Origin of the sequence: Couchioplanes caeruleus, assembly GCF_023499255.1 — a bacterium.
GTDB classification, from domain to species: Bacteria; Actinomycetota; Actinomycetes; order Mycobacteriales; family Micromonosporaceae; genus Actinoplanes; species Actinoplanes caeruleus_A.
The window spans coordinates 3,954,573-3,973,081 of the sequence record NZ_CP092183.1 but is presented as its reverse complement, the minus strand read 5'-3'; the positions used below and the strand labels follow the sequence as shown (position 1 = coordinate 3,973,081).

General features: G+C 73.0%; 18 protein-coding genes. 10 read left to right on the top strand and 8 right to left on the bottom strand.

Translation table 11 applies throughout. The annotated features are described in order from the left end of the window. Nucleotides 1-239 precede the first annotated feature (239 nt). The 3 genes from COUCH_RS18320 to COUCH_RS18310 all read left to right on the top strand — a co-directional run bounded on the left by COUCH_RS18320 (nt 240) and on the right by COUCH_RS18310 (nt 4,445). On the top strand, nt 240-893 hold the full coding sequence (locus COUCH_RS18320) for a response regulator (protein WP_275980140.1): 654 nt from the start codon (nt 240-242) through the stop codon (nt 891-893). Nucleotides 894-1,134: 241 nt separating this feature from the next. Next, nucleotides 1,135-1,902, top strand: a complete 768-nt coding sequence (locus COUCH_RS18315; RefSeq protein ID WP_249613309.1) for an ABC transporter ATP-binding protein — start codon at nt 1,135-1,137, stop codon at nt 1,900-1,902. Beyond that, nucleotides 1,902-4,445 (top strand): ABC transporter permease, encoded by a 2,544-nt coding sequence (locus COUCH_RS18310; protein ID WP_249613308.1) that lies wholly within the window; start codon nt 1,902-1,904, stop codon nt 4,443-4,445. The genes COUCH_RS18315 and COUCH_RS18310 overlap by 1 nt, the downstream gene beginning before the upstream one ends. 295 nt (nt 4,446-4,740) lie before the next feature. Here the strand turns inward: COUCH_RS18310 and COUCH_RS18305 are convergent, their stop codons facing one another. Both COUCH_RS18305 and COUCH_RS18300 read right to left on the bottom strand, forming a co-directional pair. Next, complete coding sequence (locus COUCH_RS18305; RefSeq protein ID WP_249613307.1) at nt 4,741-5,388, bottom strand: HAD family hydrolase; 648 nt, start codon at nt 5,386-5,388, stop codon at nt 4,741-4,743. Nucleotides 5,389-5,496: 108 nt separating this feature from the next. Then, nucleotides 5,497-6,246 (bottom strand): neutral zinc metallopeptidase, encoded by a 750-nt coding sequence (locus COUCH_RS18300; RefSeq protein ID WP_249613306.1) that lies wholly within the window; start codon nt 6,244-6,246, stop codon nt 5,497-5,499. Nucleotides 6,247-6,449: 203 nt separating this feature from the next. Between COUCH_RS18300 and COUCH_RS18295 the strand changes: the two genes are divergently transcribed. Together COUCH_RS18295 and COUCH_RS18290 are read left to right on the top strand one after the other, a co-directional pair. Next, on the top strand, nt 6,450-7,424 hold the full coding sequence (locus COUCH_RS18295; protein WP_249613305.1) for an aldo/keto reductase: 975 nt from the start codon (nt 6,450-6,452) through the stop codon (nt 7,422-7,424). A gap of 418 nt (nt 7,425-7,842) precedes the next feature. Then, nucleotides 7,843-8,577: a YqjF family protein gene (locus tag COUCH_RS18290; protein ID WP_249613304.1), complete on the top strand. Its 735-nt coding sequence runs from the start codon at nt 7,843-7,845 to the stop codon at nt 8,575-8,577. A 264-nt stretch (nt 8,578-8,841) separates the two neighbouring features. Here COUCH_RS18290 and COUCH_RS18285 read toward each other — a convergent pair whose 3' ends face one another. From COUCH_RS18285 to COUCH_RS18275, 3 genes are all read right to left on the bottom strand, one after another. Further along, nucleotides 8,842-9,396: a hypothetical protein gene (locus COUCH_RS18285; RefSeq protein ID WP_249613303.1), complete on the bottom strand. Its 555-nt coding sequence runs from the start codon at nt 9,394-9,396 to the stop codon at nt 8,842-8,844. Between the two features lie 140 nt (nt 9,397-9,536). After that, nucleotides 9,537-10,376, bottom strand: a complete 840-nt coding sequence (locus COUCH_RS18280; protein ID WP_249613302.1) for a hypothetical protein — start codon at nt 10,374-10,376, stop codon at nt 9,537-9,539. Between the two features lie 281 nt (nt 10,377-10,657). After that, nucleotides 10,658-11,671, bottom strand: a complete 1,014-nt coding sequence (locus COUCH_RS18275; protein WP_249613301.1) for a CDP-alcohol phosphatidyltransferase family protein — start codon at nt 11,669-11,671, stop codon at nt 10,658-10,660. 480 nt (nt 11,672-12,151) lie between these two features. Between COUCH_RS18275 and hpt the strand changes: the two genes are divergently transcribed. The 3 genes from hpt to COUCH_RS18260 all read left to right on the top strand — a co-directional run bounded on the left by hpt (nt 12,152) and on the right by COUCH_RS18260 (nt 14,190). After that, nucleotides 12,152-12,700: a hypoxanthine phosphoribosyltransferase gene (gene hpt / locus COUCH_RS18270; RefSeq protein ID WP_249613300.1), complete on the top strand. Its 549-nt coding sequence runs from the start codon at nt 12,152-12,154 to the stop codon at nt 12,698-12,700. A gap of 9 nt (nt 12,701-12,709) precedes the next feature. Further along, on the top strand, nt 12,710-13,219 hold the full coding sequence (locus tag COUCH_RS18265; protein WP_249613299.1) for a pyridoxamine 5'-phosphate oxidase family protein: 510 nt from the start codon (nt 12,710-12,712) through the stop codon (nt 13,217-13,219). A 101-nt stretch (nt 13,220-13,320) separates the two neighbouring features. Continuing rightward, entirely contained in the window at nt 13,321-14,190 is an 870-nt protein-coding gene (locus tag COUCH_RS18260; RefSeq protein WP_249613298.1) for a PAC2 family protein, read from the top strand. Nucleotides 14,191-14,226: 36 nt separating this feature from the next. On the opposite strand, the gene COUCH_RS18255 is transcribed toward COUCH_RS18260, so the two are convergent. Next, nucleotides 14,227-14,580, bottom strand: a complete 354-nt coding sequence (locus COUCH_RS18255; RefSeq protein ID WP_249613297.1) for a hypothetical protein — start codon at nt 14,578-14,580, stop codon at nt 14,227-14,229. Nucleotides 14,581-14,699: 119 nt separating this feature from the next. Between COUCH_RS18255 and COUCH_RS18250 the strand changes: the two genes are divergently transcribed. Continuing rightward, nucleotides 14,700-15,491, top strand: coding sequence for a GntR family transcriptional regulator (locus COUCH_RS18250; protein ID WP_249613296.1), 792 nt, complete (start codon nt 14,700-14,702; stop codon nt 15,489-15,491). Here the strand turns inward: COUCH_RS18250 and COUCH_RS18245 are convergent. Further along, complete coding sequence (locus COUCH_RS18245) at nt 15,478-15,987, bottom strand: MarR family winged helix-turn-helix transcriptional regulator (RefSeq protein ID WP_249613295.1); 510 nt, start codon at nt 15,985-15,987, stop codon at nt 15,478-15,480. The two genes, COUCH_RS18250 and COUCH_RS18245, sit on opposite strands and share 14 nt — an antisense overlap. A gap of 122 nt (nt 15,988-16,109) precedes the next feature. Here COUCH_RS18245 and COUCH_RS18240 point away from each other — a divergent pair, with 122 nt between their 5' ends. Then, nucleotides 16,110-17,180: an alkene reductase gene (locus COUCH_RS18240; protein WP_249613294.1), complete on the top strand. Its 1,071-nt coding sequence runs from the start codon at nt 16,110-16,112 to the stop codon at nt 17,178-17,180. On the opposite strand, the gene COUCH_RS18235 is transcribed toward COUCH_RS18240, so the two are convergent. Further along, nucleotides 17,153-18,412: a hypothetical protein gene (locus COUCH_RS18235; protein WP_249613293.1), complete on the bottom strand. Its 1,260-nt coding sequence runs from the start codon at nt 18,410-18,412 to the stop codon at nt 17,153-17,155. The genes COUCH_RS18240 and COUCH_RS18235 overlap by 28 nt on opposite strands. Nucleotides 18,413-18,509 lie beyond the last annotated feature (97 nt).

Genomic DNA, 18,509 nt, shown 5'->3' with positions numbered 1-18,509 from the left:
AGCGCCGGAGCCGGACACGGGTGGGGAGGCGCGCGGTGCCGCAGCGCAACGGATACGACGTCGGTTCCGCACCGGCATCCGGCGCCCGCCACGCCGATCCCCGTCCGGAGGCAGGCACCGGCCCGGCGAACGGCGGTCACGGCAGCAACGGGCCGGACAGTGCCGGCCCGGCGAACGGCGGTCACGGCAGCAACGGTCCGGACGGTGCCGGCCGGGCGGGCGGGACGCGTACGGTCCGGGTGTTGCTGGCCGATGAGCAGCCGATGTTGCGGGCCGGGCTGCGGATGGCGCTGGCCGGGGCCGACGGGCTCGCCGTGGTCGGGGAGGCCGGGGACGGCGCCGAGGCCGTCGACCTGGCGCGCCGGCTGCTGCCCGACGTCGTGGTCATGGACCTGCGGCTGCCGCGCCTCGACGGGCTGGCCGCCGCGCGGCGTATCACCGGCTCCGGGCTGCCCGTGCGGGTGCTGGTGCTGACCGCGTACGACGCCGACGAGCAGGTGCTCAGTGCCGTGGCGGCCGGGGCGTCCGGGTACCTGTGCAAGGACGCCGGGGCCGAGGAGCTCGTCGCGGCCATCCGTACGGTGGCGGCCGGGGGTGCGGTCGTCGCGCCGAAGATCCTCGACCGGTTGCTGGTGCGGCTGGCCGAGCTGCTGCCCGCCGCGGAGGCGACCGCCGCGGCGCCCGCGCTGGACGCCCTCACCGAGCGGGAACGCGAAGTGCTCGTGCACGTCGCCCGGGGCCACTCGAATGCCGAGATCGCCCGGGCGCTGACGGTCAGCGAGACGACCGTGAAGACCCACGTCGGGCATGTGCTCACAAAGCTGCGGCTGCGGGACCGGGTGCAGGCGGTCGTGCTGGCGTACGAGACGGGCCTGGTCCGCCCCGGCGGCTGACCCGGCGCCGGCGGGACGGGCGTGCCGGGTCGGGGTCAACCCTGAGGTCACGTAGGTGACGTCCCCGGGCCGGATCTCCGCGTCACGCTCCGCCGTCAGGCGGACGCCCGGGCCACCTCGCGCCGGAAGACTGAGCGGGCCGGCCGGGCGTGCTGCCCGGCCGGACCACATCCAGCGGGCGCAGCGCCTCATCAGCCATCCCGGCGCGCCCCGCATCGCGTACGAGATCCAGGGGGCGACAGTGACAGCGACGAATGCCGGTGAACCGGTGGCCGCACGGGCCGACGAGGTCTGGAAGGTCTACGGCTCGGGCGAGGCGCGTGTCGTCGCTCTGCGTGGCGTGAGCGCCGAGTTCCGGCGGGGCCGGTTCACCGCCATCATGGGCCCGTCGGGCAGCGGCAAGTCGACGCTCATGCACTGCCTGGCCGGCCTGGACACCGTGGACCGGGGCACCGTGCACGTGGGCGACACCGAGCTGAGCAAGCTCGGCGACAAGGCGCTGACCCGGCTGCGCCGCAACCGGGTCGGGTTCATCTTCCAGCAGTTCAACCTGCTGCCGACGCTGAGCGCGCAGGAGAACATCCGGCTGCCCCTGGACATCGCCGGGCGCAAGCCGGACCCGCAGTGGTGGGACATCGTGATCGACACCGTCGGGCTGCGGGACCGGCTGAGCCACCGGCCCAGCCAGCTGTCCGGCGGCCAGCAGCAGCGGGTGGCGTGCGCGCGGGCACTGGTCGGGCGGCCCGACGTGATCTTCGCCGACGAGCCGACCGGCAACCTGGACTCGCGCTCCGGCGCCGAGGTGCTGTCGTTCCTGCGGGCCAGCGTGCGCGAGCACCAGCAGACGATCATCATGGTCACGCACGACCCGGTGGCCGCGAGCTACGCCGACCGCGTCGTGTTCCTCGCCGACGGGCAGATCGTCCACGAGCTGGCCGCGCCGACCGCCGAGACCGTGCTCGACACGATGAAGCGGCTGGACACGCACGCCGAGCCGGTGATGCTCTGATGCTGCGCGCCACCCTCAAGAGCCTGCTGGCGCGCAAGCTGAGGCTGATCCTTTCCGGGCTCGCCGTCGTGCTCGGCGTCATGTTCGTGGCGGGCGCGTTCGTGGTCACCGACACGCTGAGCCGCTCGTTCGACGCCGTGTTCGCCAGCGCGTACTCGACGACCGACGTGTCGGTGGAGGCCCAGCCCAAGATCGCGGTGTCGGAGATGGACGGGGAGCAGGTCGGCGCCCCGCTGCCCGCCGGCACGGTCGACACGATCAAAAACGTCCCGGGGGTACGGGAGGCAGCCGGGCTGGTGGAGGCCGACGGCGCCCGCGTGATCGGCAGCGACGGCAAGGTCCTGACCTCCATGGGCCCGCCGCGGCTGGGCGTCGCCTGGACCGGTGAGGACGACCTCGTGCGGCTCCGCGAGGGCCGCGGACCGTCCGCCGCGGACGAGATCGCGGTGAACGCCACCGTGGCCGAGGCCGCCGGCCTGACGGTCGGTGACAAGGTCGGCGTGCTGACCCTGCAGCCGAAGAAGCAGTTCACGCTCGTCGGCGTGTACGGCTACAGCGGCGACCGGGACAGCCTCGGGGGCGTGCAGGAGGTCGCCTTCACCGCGCCGGTCGCTCAGAAGCTGATGCTCGGCAGGACCGGCGTGTACAGCTCGGTGCGCGTACGGGCCGCCGCCGACGTGACGCCGGAGGTGCTGCGGGACCGCATCGCCGCGGCGCTCGGCTCCGCGTACGTCGTCAAGACCGGCGACCAGCTCGCCCAGGACAACGCCGCCGACCTGCAGGAAGGGTTGAACTTCTTCAACCGGATCCTGCTCGGCTTCGCGGGCGTGGCGCTGTTCGTCGGCATCTTCCTGATCCTCAACACGTTCTCGATCATCGTCGCGCAGCGCACCCGGGAACTCGCCCTGCTCCGGGCGATGGGCGCGAGCCGGCGCCAGGTGATCACCTCCGTGCTGGTCGAGGCGGTCGCGATCGGCCTCGTCGCGGCGGTGCTCGGGCTCGCCGCCGGGGTCGGCGTCGGCGCGGGGCTGGCGTACCTGTTCGGCTCGTTCGCCGGTGGCGGCCTGGAACTCGCCCCGGTCGGCGTGCCCCTGACGGCGGTGATCAGCTCGTTCGTGGTCGGCCTGCTCGTCACGGTGGTGGCCGCGGTGCTGCCCGCGTTGCGGGCGGCCCGGATCGCCCCGGTCGCCGCCATGCAGGAGGTCGCCACGCCCGACCGGCCGCTGACCCGGATCAGCGTGGCGGGCGGCGCGGTCACGGCCGCCGGCGCCGCCGCGCTGGGCGTCGGGCTGTTCGCCGACGCGGGCGACGCCGTCCTGTGGCTGATCCTGGGCGGTGTGCTCGTGTCGTTCATCGGGGTCGCGCTGCTGACACCGCTGATCAGCCGTCCGGTGGTGTCGCTGCTGGGCCGGATGTTCTCGTGGTCGCTGCCGGGCCGGCTGGGCCGGCTCAACTCGGGCCGCAACCCGCGCCGCACGGCGATCACCGCGGCCGCCCTGATGGTGGGCATCGCGCTCGTCACCGGCGTCACCGTGGTGATGGACTCGGCCAAGAGCAGCCTGCGGGCCGAAGCCGCGCGGGTGCTCAAGGCCCAGATCATGATCAGCGGGGATCAGAACGGACCCCGGCCTCCGGCGTCCGACCCGGCCGTCGTGGGCAGGGCCGCGGCGATCCCGGGGGTACGCGCGGCAGCCGGCCTGTGGAACGACCAGGCGCTCATCGACGGGCGCAGCCACTACGTGAACGCCACCGACGACCTCGCGAAGCTCACCCAGACGTACGGGGACGGAGCCGCCCTGCCGGCCCTGCACGACGACCAGATGGTGGTGAGCGCCCCGGAGGCCGCCGAGCAGGGCTGGCAGGCCGGCACGCGCGTCACCGTGCAGCTGTCGCGCGGCGAAGCCCGCGACTACACGATCGTGGCCACGTACCCGGAGGACGCCCTGCCCGGCAGCATCCTGCTGCCGGCGGCGGCGACGAAGGACTTCGCCGTCCCGCAGCCGATGCTGGGCTTCGTGCGCCTCGCCGACGGCGTACCCGTCTCGGCCGTGTTGCCGCAGGTCAAAGCCCTGCTGGCGGACAGCCCGGAGGTCTCGGCGACCGACGCCGGCGCGTTCGTGGACCAGCAGGCAGCCTCCCTGGACACGGTCATCACCATGATCCAGATCCTGCTGGCGCTGGCCATCCTCATCGCGGTGCTGGGCGTGGTCAACACGCTCGCGCTGTCGGTCCTGGAACGCACCCGCGAACTCGGCCTGCTGCGCGCGGTGGGCCTGAGCCGGGCACAGACCATGCGCATGGTGACGGTCGAAGCCGTGGTGATCTCGGTCTTCGGCGCGCTGCTCGGCGTGACGGTGGGCGCGGGCATGGGGACGGCGGTGACCCGCGCGCTGCACAGCGACGGCATCACGGAACTGGTGCTGCCCTGGACGCGGATGGGCACATACCTGCTGCTGGCAGCGCTGGTGGGCGTGATCGCGGCGGTCCTGCCGGCGATCCGCGCGGCCCGGCTGAACGTGCTGGGCGCGATCGCGCACGACTGACGCGGTGCCCGCGCCGGTCCTGCTGACCGGCGCGGGCTTTCGCTCTCCCGAGCGCAGGCTTCGCTTCCCCGAGAGCCCGGCTTTCGCTTCCCTGAGCTCGGGATTCGCTTCCCTCGAGGGCCCGGCTTTTGCTCCCCCTAGGGCACGGCTTTCGCTTCACTCAGGCCGGCATTCGCTTCACTCAGGCCGGCATTCGCTTCACTCAGGCCGGCTTTCGCTTCACGTGGGGTCGGCGCGAGCCCGCCTCGGCGCGGAATTCTCCGCGGCTTCCGACGCCGGCGCGGGTCTCGCGGGCTCAAGCGCCGACGCGGGCCAGCAGGGCTCCCAGGTAGGCCGGGTCGACGCCGACCAGGGTGTCGCGCAGATGGACCCCGTCGACCGGGGGCAGCTCCAGCTCGGCCGGGACGGCGAGCACCGCGGCGCCGGAGGCGAGCGCGCTGGCCGACCCCGTCGGCGAATCCTCGATCGCCACGCAGTCGGCGATCGGCACGCCGAGCAGCTCGGCGGCGGTCCGGTAGGGCGCCGGGTCGGGCTTGGGCGCCGGCACCTCGTCGCCGCAGACCACCACGTCGAAGTTCTCCCGGCCCAGCGTCTCCAGCGCGACCTCGACGAGCCGGCGCGCGGTCGAGGTCACCAGCGCGGTCGGCAGCCCGGCGGCGCGGACCGCCCGCAGCAGCTCCATCGCGCCGGGACGCCACACCAGCCCCTCGGCGAACAGCTCCTCGACGCGGTGCTCCAGCCAGGCGACGTCGGCGGCCTCGTCCCGGTCGGGCTGGCCCAGGTCCTCGCGCAGGATCCGCATCGACGCGGCCATGCTGCTGCCGATCATCGCCAGCCGGGCGGGCTCGGAGAGCTTCCCGCCGGCACGCGCCGCGAGCTCGTGCAGCGCGACGTCCCAGACCTTCTCGCTGTCGACCAGCGTGCCGTCCATGTCGAAGAGCACCGCAGCCGGATGTCGTGATGTCAGAACAGGCCTCCCACGCCGTCGGACCGAACCGTCCCGCCCATTCTTCCCCGGCACCGGCCCGGACGCGGCCCGGTGTGACGACCGCTACGAGAGCTTGCAGGGGGCGAGCGACCGGCGGTAGCCGTTGTTGAACGCGGCGGTGCGCTGCCGGGCCGTCCCGTGCGCGCCCTCGGCGAACCACGGCTGCCCCGGGTCGTCGCCGACCGCCTCGAGGCCCGCCGCCAGCTCGTCCAGGTCGCCGTCCGCCAGGCGCAGGCGGCCGGCCTTCTGCATGTCACCGATGTACGCGCCGGCCATGCAGTCGGCCTGCAGCTCCTGCTGGATCGTGAACTGCTTCTGGATGCCGAGGCGGCGCTGGATCGCGTGGGCGTACTCGTGGCCGAGCAGGTAGAAGATGAACGCGTCGCCGATCTGACGGAACGCGGCGAACGCCCAGTCGGCGTCGTACGCGATGAAGTCCCCCGCCGAGCAGTACGCCGCGTTGTTGAGCCCGAGCGCCTGCCCGCCGCAGCCGACCTGCTTCCTCGCCCCGTACGGGATCAGCCCGGCGATCGGCTCGAAGTCCAGGCCGGAGCGCTTGAACTGCTTCTGCCAGTACTCCTCGGCGATCTCGCGCGCGTCACCCACGTCGCCCTGGAACTCCTCCACGGTGTCCGTGCCGTCGATGTCCGGGTCGTCCGCAGTCCCCGCCGTCCTCGTCGCGGCGGGTTTGCGCTGGCCCGCGGGCTCGCCCTGGCCGGCGGGGGCCTGCGGCGCGGCCACGCAGCCGAGGGTGATCGCGGCCGCCACGGCGAGCGCCGGGATCACGAGACGGTTGCGGCGCGGCACCGGCATGCGGGGTCCTCCGTGGGCAGCAGTCAATTACCTCCACGATACGGACGCAAGCCGGTCACCGGATCAAGCGGTGTGGCGCTGGACACCTGTGGACAACCCGGTACGGCCCGGTGCACGGGCGTAGCTTGCGAAGGGACTCCGGGACACGCCGCCGAGGCCGCCCCGGGTGACCGACGGGTCCGGCAGCACGAAGGGAAATCCGCATGAAGCAGGTATCACTGGCCGGCCTCGACGTGTCCCGCATCGGCCTGGGTTGCATGGGCATGTCGGCCTTCTACACCGGCCGCGGCAGCGACGACGCCGAGTCGATGCGCACCATCCACCGGGCGATCGAGCTGGGCGTCACGTTCCTCGACACGGCCGAGATCTACGGCCCGTACACGAACGAGGAGCTCGTCGGCCGCGCCCTGGCCGGCCGCCGCGACCAGGTCGTCATCGCCTCCAAGTTCGGCCTGCTCTCGCACCGCGGCGGCGACGGCGGCCGCACCCTCGACGGCCACCCCGACAATGCGCGCGCGGCCGTCGAGGGCTCGCTCAAGCGGCTCGGCACCGACCACATCGACCTGTACTACCAGCACCGGATGGACCCGAAGGTGCCGGTCGAGGACACCGTCGGCGCGCTGGCCGACCTGGTGCAGGCCGGCAAGATCCGCCACATCGGCCTGTCCGAGGCGGCACCCGGGACGATCCGCCGGGCCCACGCCGTGCACCCGATCACGGCGGTGCAGTCGGAATACTCACTGTGGACCCGCGACCCCGAGACCGAGGTGCTGCCGACGCTGCGCACGCTGGGCATCGGCTTCGTGCCGTACTCGCCCCTCGGCCGCGGCTTCCTCACCGGCGCCATCCGCTCCCCGGAGGACTTCGACGCCGACGACTTCCGCCGCAACAACCCCCGTTTCCAGGGCGACAACTTCCAGCAGAACCTGCGCATCGTCGACGAGGTGCAGGCGGTGGCCGCGGAGGCCGGCGCCACGCCGGCCCAGGTCGCGCTGGCCTGGGTGCTGGCACAGGGCGACGACCTGGCACCGATCCCGGGCACCAAGCGCGTCACCCGCCTGGAGGAGAACGCCGCCGCGGACGGGGTGCGGCTCAGCGCGGATCAGCTCGCCCGGCTGAGCGCCATCCGGCCGGCCGCGGGCGACCGGTACGCGGACATGAGCGAGGTCGGGCGCTGACGGCTTGGGGGGCCGGGCGCGCCCACGGTGATCGGCCGACGCCGCCGATGAGGTCGCCGGACGGCGGGCCGGTGTTGCACTCGCGGCGCTGACCTCCGGCCCGGCGGCGGCTCAGCACTTCGCCACCGCCGGCTGGGTGCGGCCCGGCGGCGCTTGGCCGGGGTCCCGGCGACGGCGGAGCTTGGCCGGGTGCGGCCTCGCGGAGCTTGGCCGGGCGCGGTCCGACGGAGCATGGCCGGGCGCGGTCCGACGGCGCTTGGCCGGGTGCGGTCCGGCGGAGCTTTGGCCCGGCGCGGTCCGACGGCGCTTGGCCGGGCGCGGTCCGGCGGCGCTTGGCCGGGCACCCCGGGCCGGTGCGGCGGGCACGCTGCTGCCGAGGCGGCGGGGCGTTGTGGCAGGACAGGGGGATGATGGGCGCGTGCGGATCGAGGACGTCACCCCGGAGACCATGCGGCCCGTGCGGCGCTCGTGGCTGGTGCAGAGCTGGCACGACCTGACCTTCCTGCACTGGCCGGTGCCGCCCGCCACGGTGGCGCCGTTCCTGCCGCGCGGCACGGTTCCCGACACCCTCGACGGCGTCACGTACGTGGGGCTGATCGGGTTCCGGATGGTGAAGCTGGGCCCGGGGCGCGGGCCGGGGATCCCGTACCTGGGGACGTTCTGCGAGACGAACGTGCGCCTGTACAGCGTCGACTCGCAGGGGCGGCGGGCGGTGGTGTTCCTGTCGCTGGACGCGGAGCGGTTGCTGCCCGTGCTGACCGCGCAGGCGCTGCTCCGCCTGCCGTACAAGTGGTCGCGGATGTCGTTGCACAAGAACGACGGCGTGCTCAGCTACGCCAGCAGCCGCCGATGGCCCGGGCCGCGCGGAGCCAGAACCGCCATCTCCGTACGGGTCGGAGCACCCGTCCCGGACCCCACGCCGACGGAACACTTCCTGACCGCACGATGGGGGCTGCACACCCGGGCCTGGGGCCGTACGGTCCATCTGCCGAACGAGCACCCCCGCTGGCCGCTGTTCCGGGCGGACCTGCTCGACCTCGACGACGGCCTGCTCCCAGCGGCGGGCCTGCCGGTGTCGGGCCCGCCGGCCAGCGTGCTGTACTCCCCCGGCGTCCCGGTCACCTTCGGGGGACCCAGCGTCGCCGCCCCCTGAGCACGGTCGCCGCACCTCACCGATTCCCGGCCACCGGGCATCGGCCCCGGCGACGGCCACCAACGGGGCTGTGGTCGCCCCTCATCGGCCCGGCGGTGGCCGCGCCGACTGGCCGCTACGGTCACATGGGCGCCGCGCCACAGCGGCGGCACGCGGCCCGACGGCACCGCGGCCCCACAGCGACGCTCCGGCCGGCCGCGCGGTCAGACGGCACCGCGGCCTGACGACACCGCGGCCCCACAGCGACGCTCCCGCCGGCCGCGGTCAGACGCGGGACGGGATCCGGCGGTGCAGTTCGGCCAGGAGGACGTCCGGGCCCGGGGACATGAGCCCCACGTCGATCACGTACGCCGTCCGCGCGTCGCGGCGTACCGTGCGGGGTCGACGGCCCGGGCCGGGCAGTTCGGTGACCTCGGCCGTGGAGGTCGGCGTGACGACCAGCTCCGTGAAGGGTCCCCGCCGGCGCAGCGTGAGCGACGCCACCGCCGACCAGGGCAGATGCACGCCGCGACGGCCGGTCGCGGCGAACTCCAGGCCGCGTACCGAACTCTTGAGCCACCCGAACCGGCGCCAGGCCACCAGCACGACCACGCCCGCCGCCACGACCGGGACGATGAGCAGGCTCTCCGCGATGGTGACGAGGTCGGCGGCGGTGGGCGGCATGCCCAGCGCGATCGAGATCAGCAGCCACAGGGCGCGGACCGCGAAAAAGACCAGGGCGATCACCCACAGCATGGTCACGAAGACCATGCCACGGGGCTGGAAGAACGTCGTGGCGTCCTCACCGATCTCCAGCGGATGATCCTGCACGATGCCCATTATGCCCGGATTACGGCGTAGGTTCCGCCGTTCGACCGCGGCGACGACGACCGAGACGCGACACAGCGCGCCGGATGGAGAACGGGCGCGGCCACGACTCGGACCGAGGCCGATGGCGCCGCCGGCCCGCAAGCTTGCGGCTACAGCGGATCGGCAGCAGGCGGGATGCTCGGCAGACCTGCCGGGCCGGCGGAGGGGTTGCCCGGCGAACCTGACCCGGGCGGGGTGGTCGGCGGACCCGCCGGGCCGAACCCTGGCGGACCGCCCGGCAGACCCACCGGTCCGGCGGCCGGCACGCGGCCGGTCAGCAGGTCCGCCACCCGGTACAGCGGCCCGAGCAGCTGCGGGATCGTCGCCGGGTCGCGCAGCCGGCCGGTCGTCATGGCCAGCAGATCGGTGCCCTGCAGCGTCCATACCGGTACGGTTCCGGCCACGTGGGCTGCCAGGAGCGCGGCGTTCAACGGGTACGGGGAGGCGCCCGGCTCGCCGACGACCTGGAAGTGTTTGTCGAACTGCTCGTGGCCCAGGGCCGTACCCGTGCCGAACAGCGCGCGGCCCCACTTCGAGAGGGTGCCTCGGGGTTGGACGCCGACGTACGGGGACGGCCGGTCCACGTGGACGACGAGCACCGTGTAGTGGTGGGTCGTGGACTGGGTGCCGTGCGTGGTGCCGCCCTGGCCGTCCGACGTGGTGGTCGAGGTGGTCTCCGTGTGCGAGTAGTCGGCGACGCTGGCGCGGCGGCCCCACAGCGGCCCGGTCAGGGCGAGAGTCACGCCGCGGCGGTTGCGGCCGGGCAGGCGGGTGCTCCAATCGACGGCGGGGTCGGGTACGACGGTCCAGCCGTGGGCGGCGGCCCAGCGGTGCAGGACTTCGCGGCGGTCGCGTTCGCGGCGGCGGCCCGCGACGACGGCGACCACCACAAGGGCGACGACCGCCGCCATGCAGGTCAACGCCCCGCCGAGGATCACGACTCCGTCCATGGCCGCCCAGGATGCCATGCCCCCGCCATCACCGGCATCCCCGCCGCGCGGAGACCTTGAGAAGGGGGCGGTCGAGAGGGCGGGCAAGGCAGGTGGAGACAAGCAAGGCAGGACCAGTCGGCCTGACGCCGGGCAGTGCAAAGGCATGGCAGCGCGGCGCAAGGCGAGCCGACGCGAGTGAAAGCGGGCGCGAGCCAAAGCGGGCGCGAGGCGGGCCGGCCCGAGGCGGAGACCGCGACGGCCGCCTGCGCGTACGCGGGCGGCCGTCGGACGGGACGGGTTCAGTGGCGGGAGGACACCGTGGGCAGGGTGACCGTGTCCGTGCCGAGCTGCTCCGTGTCGACGACCTGCTCGACCGGTTGCATGCCGGCCGCCGCCGCCACCGCTTCGGCCTGGGCTTCCGACGTGACGCCGACCTTGGCGAGCTGGCGGGCGTAGCTCTTCGTCGCCGTCCAGAGCTTGTAGATCAGGAGGAGTTCGAAGGCGGCCAGCAGGACGCCGGACAGGATCGTCACCGGGATGATCTGGTTGGTCAGCGGGCCGATGATGAACACGAACATCTGGAACTCGATGCCGCTGAAGACGTGCGCGCGGATCCGCTGGCGGACCAGCATGTTGCGAACGCGGACGAAGGCGCTGAACTTGCTGCGGAAGTCGCCGTACACGTCGACCACCGGGCGTTCGGCGCCCTTGCCGTCGACGGCCGTCGCCGTCGCGGTGGCCGCGCCGACCGGGTGTTCCGCGTCGGTCTCCTCGACGAACATCGGCGGCGCGCCCTCGCCCTGAGCCGCCTCCAGGTGGCGGCGCATGTCGTTCTTGACCTTGCCCATCTGCAGGGCGTTCAGGTACCGGAACATGTCGAGGAAGATGATCGCGCCGGCCAGCCACAGGTAGTGGATGTTGTCGGTCTTCGCGTACTGGCCGCCCATCAGGGCGATCGCGCAGACGAGGACGCGGAGGCGGTCGAAGACGTAGTCGAGCCAGGAACCGAAGACCGAGCCGGTGCCCTTGAGACGGGCGATCTTGCCGTCCATGCAGTCGAGCACGAAGCTGAGGTGGAAGACGATCGCGCCGGCCACCAGCCACGGATAGTCAGCCTTTGCGAAGCAGGCGGCGGCGATCAGGCCCAGCACGAAGGCGCCCATGGTCAGCAGGTTCGGCGTGATCCACCGGACCGGGGCGACGAGCCACACCAGCCGCGACGCGAGCGGGTCGACCAGCCAGACGGTCCACCACGCGTCGCGATCCTTGTAGGTGCGGGTGCGGATCTCGTCGAGCGAGAAGCGCTGTGCCATGCCACAACTCCACCGTGGTGATGAATACGTGAATACTGAGACGCGCGGACCTTACAGGAGATCGATTGGCAGCATAAAACCCCGGCCAAGAATCTGGACAAAGGGTGAAATGTTCGCTCCATCCGGCTCGCTGATCATGAACTGTAGGTAACTGGGTCAACAGCTGACACGAGGCGCGGCCGGGTCGTGAGCCGCCGTCCGGCACATGGCCCACCCCCGGCGAAAGACGAGCGCGACCACCCGGCGGCCGACCGCCGAACGGCAGACACCCCGTCCGGCAAGCAGCAAGCGCACCGCCCGGCAAGCGGCGAGCGCACCCGCCCGGCCAGCGGCGAGCGCACCCGCCCGCCGAGCGGCCGGCGCCCACCCCCGAAGCAGCCGCACCCGGCGAAGGCCGCCACCCGTGCGGGCGACAGCCGTGTTGGCCGCCGGCGGCCGGCGTGTCAGGATGCCTGCAGTCCGACAGACCGGGGGTACGGGGTGGACGCCGAGCACGTGGCGGGCGATCTCGAGACGGTGCTGCTGAGCGAGGACCAGATCCTCTCCCGGGTCGCCGAGCTCGCCCGGGAGATCGGTACGGACTACGCCGGGCGGGACCTGGTGCTCGTCGGCGTACTGGGTGGCGCCGCCACGTTCAGCGTGGACCTCGCCCGGGCCATGGACAGCTCGGTCGAGATCGGCTGGATGGCGATGCGGTCGTACACGACGGGCAAGCGCAGCTCGGGCTCCGTACGCCTGCTCAAAGATCTTGATCTGGATATCGAGGGCCGCGACGTGCTGATCGTCGAGACCGTGATCGACACCGGGCTCACCATGTCGTGGCTGATCTCCAGCCTGCAGCAGCGCCGGCCGGCCTCCGTGGCCGTGTGCGCTCTGCTGCGCAAGCCGGACAGCCCCGCGTTCGACGTGCCCACGTACGTCGGCTTCGACGTGGAGCCGGGGCTGATCGTGGGCTACGGCCTGGACTACCGCGGCCGTTACCGCAACCTGCGCTGTGCCGCCGTGCTCGCGCCGCACGCCGTGCGGTAGAACCACCCGATGCCCGTGACGAACCCCTGGCTGGCCGGACCCTCCCCGACCGAGCGCCTGCCGCGCGAACGCCTCGAGGAACGCATCCTCAACCTGCTGTCCACCCACAACATGTGCGTGCTCGCGACCACCGGGCCGGGCGGCGCCCTCGCCACCCCGGTGCGTTACTTCCATCTCGGCTTCACCGTGATGTTCACCGCCGCGGCCGGTACGCCGAAGCTGCGCAACATCGCCGCCGACCCGCGCGTGTCCCTCGGCATCTTCGCGCCGCTGGTCGGCCAGGCCGGCAGCCGCGGCGCGCAGATCTTCGGCACGGCCCGCGTGCTGACGCCCGGCGACGCCGACTACGCCGAGCACTGGCCGGCCGTACGGTGGCAGTCCGACCACGTTGAACGTTCCCGTGACCTGGACGACCCCCCGCACGGACCGCTCGTGGTGGTCCCGGCCGAGCGCATCGTCTACACCGAGCACTGGCTGCGCCGGGACGGGTATGCGCCCCGCCAGTTCTGGAAACGCTAGCCGCCGGACTGCCCTCGGGCGCCGGGCCCGGCGCGGCCGCCGGGTGCTATCCGGTGCGGCCACGTAGGCTCGACAGTACTCAGGTACGAAAGGTTGGCACCGTGACAGAGTTCGACGGCCTCCCCCTGCTGCGCTCCCCCGTGGCGATCGCCGCCTTCGAAGGGTGGAACGACGCCGCCGACGCGTCGACGGCCGCGGTGGAGCACCTGGAGCAGGTGTGGCAGGCCCGGGAGATCACCACCATCGACCCGGAGGAGTTCTACGACTTCCAGGTCAGCAGGCCGACCACCACGATGGGCGACGGCGAGACGCGGCGCATCGAATGGCCCACCACCCGGTTCAGCGTGGCGAGCCCGCCCGGCACCGAGCGCGACGTCGTGCTGATCCGCGGCATCGAGCCCAGCATGAAGTGGCGCACGTTCTGCGAGCAGATCCTCGAGGTGTGCCACAGCCTCGAGGTCGACCGCATCCTGCTGCTCGGCGCGCTGCTCGCGGACGTGCCGTACACGCGGCCGCTGCCGATCAGCGGCACCGCCTCCGACGAGTCGGTGGCCGAGAAGTACAAGGTCGCCCCCACCCGGTACGAGGGACCCACCGGCATCGTGGGTGTCCTGCAGGAGGCGGCCGGCCGCGCCGACGTGGAGGCGCTGTCCTTCTGGGTGCACGTGCCGCACTATGCGAACAACCCGCCCTGCCCGAAGGCGACGCTCTCGCTGCTGAGCCGCCTCGAGGACGTGCTGGACCTGCCGGTGCCCCTCGCGGACCTCGCCCAGGAGGCCGACGAGTGGGAGAAGCGGGTCCGCGCCGCGGCCGAGCAGGACGCGGAGCTCGGCGAGTACGTGCGCGAGCTCGAGGAGCGGGTCGGCGACGAGGGCATCAAGCCGCTGACCGGCGACGAGATCGCCAGCGAGTTCGAGAAGTATCTGCGCCGCCGGGGCGGCTCCGCCGGCCCCACCGCCGGCTCCTGGTGACGAGGGCTGACGGCCGGCGCGACGCCGGCCGTCAGCTCACCGCCAGAAGGTCGCGACCGCCGCGTTGACCAGCGTCAGCGCGATGATCCCGATGAAGTGGCCGCGGGCCACGGCCTCGCGCCGCTTGCGCCACGGGATGAACACCATGATGAAGATCGCGACGGCGATCACCAGCTTCACGGCGAGCTTGGCCGGGTCGGGCTCGGCGTCCCCGCCCCCGCGCAGCGGCGCCGCGAGCGCCAGGCCGGTCACGACCTGGATCACCGAGCCCCACAACATGGCCGGGTTGATTCGCAGCTTGCCGGAGATGTACTGGACGATCGCACCGCCGAGCAGCAGCGCGAACCCGACGAGGTGCGCGTAGCGCAGGATCAACCGCAGAGCCTCCATGGCCGCACAGCTTAGAGGTCCACTCCGCCGACGAGTCCCCCAGGTCCGATGGCGTGTCGCTGCGGCACGGCGCACAGCCCGTAAGGCATCCTAGGAACCTAGGGTCTGGAGGTCGGAGCATGACGATCAACCCCGGCGCCGCCGAGTTCCCGCACCGGCAGATCGCCGCGCAGCTGAAGGAACGCATCCGGCGCGGCGACTGGCAGCCCGGTGAGCGGCTGCCGTCGATCCCCGCGATGGCCGAGATGTTCGGCGTCGCCAAGCAGACCGTGCAGCGTACGGTCGACCAGCTGCGCGTCGAGGGCATCCTCATCACCAAGCCCGGCTCCGGCACGTACGTGCGCGGCACCCGCCGCCGGCTCAACCGCCTCTCCCGCGGCCGGTACGGCGTGCACCGCGGCTACCACGCCGACCTGGCCGCCCGCTACCGCCAGCAGCTGACCGCCGTGGGCCGTGACGCCGCGCCCCCCGAGGTGGCGGACGCGTTCGGGGTCCGCGACGGCACGGAGATGCTGGTCCGCCGGCACGTGGTCCGCGCCGACGACGCGACCGTGGAGGTGGGCGCGTCGTGGTTCCGGGTGACCGACGCGACCGGCACGTCCCTGGAGCGCGCCGAGGCCTTCGGGCGCCCGCTCTACCAGGAGGCGGAGGAGGCGATCGGGCGGCGCTACACCTCGGCGACGGACACGATCAGCGCCCGGCAGCCGAGCCGCGAGGAGGCGGAGATCCTGCAGATCCGCCCGGACACGCCGGTGCTGCACCTGCTGCACGTGGCCTTCGACGAAACCCGTAAGCCGATCGAAGTGGCGCAGGCGACGTGGCCGGGACCGATGACGACGCTGACGGAGGAATACCGCATTCCCGCGCCCACCCCGGACCCCGATCCGGATCCGGGTCTCACCCTCGCTTAGGAACGGGGGCGCCGCCCCGCCGGGCCGCCGGCAGCCCGCACCGCGACCCCTCCTCGGTGGCCAGCACGTTCTCCTCCAGCCGCAGCAGGCTGGCCAGGGCGACCTCCTGTTCGGACGGGCTCATGTCGCCCACCGTCAGCTCCTCCAGCTGCGCCCAGATGCATTCCACGCTGGTGCGCAGCGCGTCGCCCGCCGGCGTGGACACCACCAGCGACGCCCGGCGGTCGTTCGGGTCGGGCCGGCGGTTCACATAGCCCGCCGCCTCGAGCCGCTGCACGATGCGGGTCGTGCCGGCCGAGTCGGTGCCGAGCTCCGCGGCGAGGTCGGCCTGGCGCTGCGGGCCGGACTCCCACAGGCGCATGAGCAGCAGTTCCTGGCTGGGATGCAATCCCAGCTCGCGCAGCAGCCGCCCGGCGAGGAGCTGATGGATCCTGGCGAGCCGCGCGATGGCGTGGCTGATCGGCCCGCCGGGCAGCGCCTCCGGAGCGACGTTCATGCAGCTCAGCCTAGCTCCGTCAGCAAGTGGTGTTCGTCACTGCCGCACCGGGAAACAAACGGGCCGGGCCAGAACTTTCCTGTCCTGGACAGTAAAAAAGCTGTCCAGGACAGGAGTTTGTGATGACGACCGCATTCGACGGGGTCCAGCTCGGCCGGTACACCACCCGCAACCGCGTGGTCATGGCCCCCATGACGAGAAGCCGGGCGTACGGCGAGGGCGCCAGCCCCACGCAGCTCATGGCCGAGTACTACGGCCAGCGCGCCGGCGCCGGACTGATCATCACCGAGGGTACGCAGCCGTCCGCCGTGGGACAGGGCTACCTGAACACCCCCGGCCTGCACACCGCCACCCAGGTCGAGGCGTGGAAGCCGGTCACCGCGGCGGTGCACGAGCGCGGCGGCCTGATCTACGCCCAGCTCATGCACTCCGGCCGGATCGGGCACCCGAGCCTGCACGGCGCCACCCCGGTGAGCGCCTCCCCGGTCGCCGCCGCCGGCCAGGTCTTCACCGCCGACGGCCCGCAGGACCTCATGACCCCGGAGCCGCTCGACGAGGCCGGGATCCAGGCCACCATCACCGACTTCGCCGACGCGGCGCGCAACGCGATCGAGGCCGGGTTCGACGGCGTCGAGCTGCACGGCGCCAACGGGTACCTGCTGCACCAGTTCCTGTCCACGAACGCCAACGTGCGGACGGACGGGTGGGGCGGCACCGTCGAGGGCCGCATCCGGCTGGTCGTCGAGGTCGCCCGGGCCGTCGCCGGCGCGATCGGCGCGGACCGCGTCGGGCTGCGGATCTCGCCGTCGAACCCGTTCAACGACATCGTCGAGGACGGCCACCGCGAGACGTACCTGGCCCTGGTCGACGCGCTGAACCCGCTGGGGCTGGCGTACCTGCACGTCGGCGAGGGACCGGACACCGAGTTCACGCCGCAGCTGCGGGAGCGGTGGAACGGGCCGCTGATCCTCAACCCGTACACGCCGGGCGCGTGGACCGGGCCGGAGGCGCTGAAGCTCGTCGAGAACGGCGAGGCGGACCTGGTCTCGTACGGCGCGCTCTTCCTCGCCAACCCGGACCTGCCGGAACGCCTCGCCGCAGGCGGGCCGTTCAACACCCCCGACTACGGCAAGGCGTACGGCGGCGACCACACCGGCTACACCGACTACCCGGCGCTGACCGCGGCGGCCTGATCCACCGGCTCCCGGCGGTCCTGGTGGGCCGCCGGGGCAGGCAGGCCGCGCGCGAGCAGCGCGAACGCCACGCCGATCAGCAGCGGACCGGCCACGCCGGCCGGTCCGGCGGCCAGCACGAGGAACGCGGCCACCCCGGCGACGGTCAGCGCGGGCACCCACCGGCCGGCCAGCCCGTCGGCGGCCGCGCCCACGGTCACCGCGATCAGTCCCAGCAGGCTCAGCGCCATCCCCGGCAGCGCCCAGCCGAAGGCGAGCAGCGGGTAGCCGCCCATCGTCTCCCCCACCCGGTCGGCCGCGGCGTCGCCGAGCACCTGCCGGGCCGCCAGGTCCGCCGTGTCACCGACCATCAGCGCGCTGAAGTGCAGCAACGCCACGACGGTCACCCCGGCCGCCACCCGGGTGAACCGGCGCCCGCGCGCGGCGATGCCGAGGACCGCCGGGACGAACAGCAGCCAGCCGAGGTGCAGCAGCAACGCGCTGAGCTGCAGCACCACGGGACGCTCGGTGGTGGCGGCCGGCGCGGTCAGCATGCCGAGCGCGAACGCCGCGGGGGCCGCGTACAGGCAGATCGTGGAGAGCCGGCGGCGGAACACGCCGAAGACGTCCGGCTCACCGGCCTCAGGCCGGCGGGTGACCAGCTGCCACCCGGCCGCGCCGTAAGCGCCGACCAGGACCACCGGGCCGAGCAGGTTCACCGGTACGGGTGAGATCGCGAACAGGAAGTACAGCACCGTGCCGAGCAACGCGGCGCCGGCCGTCCACCACGAGATCACCCGGCCCCGCGCGGCGGCGACCGGCACGAGCACCAGCGACAACGCCCAGCCCGCGAGCCCCGGCCACTGCCACCCGGCCATGGTCGGCGTCTGCTCCTCGAACCGGGTGGTCACCGCCGCCGCCTGGGCGTCCGGCAGGTTCTGCTCCAGCGCCAGCACGAAGAAGTCGATCGCCATCAGCGCCGAGAACGTCGCGAGCCCCAGCAGCACCGCGACCCACGCGACCCGGGCGAGCGCGGCGCCGCGCGTACGGATCGGGGCCAGCAGCCCCAGCATCCCCGGCACGAACAGCACCCAGGCCCAGTGCAGCAGCAGCGAATGCCACTGCGTCGCGTCCGGGTGGGCGCGGTAGATGCCGTGCACCTCGCCGGTGCCGAGCGCCGGGTCCACCCCGGTCGCCACGGCCAGAGCGATCGGAGCCGTCACCAGAGCGACGGCGGCCGCCTTACGCCACATCGTGGCCTCCTCGTGTTGCGTGGATGTCGGCCGCCGACGCTACGAACGGCGTGGGCTGCGGTAACCCGTACCGCGAGGGACTCCGGGTCCGCCTCGG